This is a genomic window from Methanobrevibacter curvatus (assembly GCF_001639295.1).
GTDB lineage: Archaea > Methanobacteriota > Methanobacteria > Methanobacteriales > Methanobacteriaceae > Methanoflexus > Methanoflexus curvatus.
On the sequence record NZ_LWMV01000144.1, the window covers coordinates 1 to 582 of the forward strand.

Sequence of the window (582 nt, forward strand, 5' to 3'; positions counted from 1 at the left end):
GTAATAATAGTACTGGTAATAATAGTACTGTGAATGTTACTCCAACTGTTAATTTAAGTATTGTTAAGACTGTGAATGTTACTGGTGTTGTTTTGAATGGTATTTTAGTTGAGTATACTATTAATGTGACTAATCGTGGTCCTGATACTGCGACTAATGTGAATATTACTGATGTTTTAGATGATAGGTTGATTTTTGTTAGTGCTAATGGAAGCTATACTCGTGTGGGTCAAGCTGTTAATTGGACTATTTCAAGTATTTTAAATGGTGATTCTTATATTATTAGTTTAATTGTTCAGTTGAATGGTACTGGAGTTATAAGTAATGTGGCAAATGTTACTGGAACTGATCAGAATGATACTGGTAATAATAGTACTGGTAATAATAGTACTGTGAATGTTACTCCAACTGTTAATTTAAGTATTGTTAAGACTGTGAATGTTACTGGTGTTGTTTTGAATGGTATTTTAGTTGAGTATACTATTAATGTTACTAATCGTGGTCCTGATACTGCGACTAATGTGAATATTACTGATGTTTTAGATGATAGGTTGATTTTTGTTAGTGCTAATGGAAGCTATA

General features: G+C 30.9%; 1 pseudogene. It reads left to right on the plus strand.

The features are described from left to right. A pseudogene (locus MBCUR_RS03475) lies at positions 1–582 on the plus strand (DUF11 domain-containing protein); the annotation flags it as partial.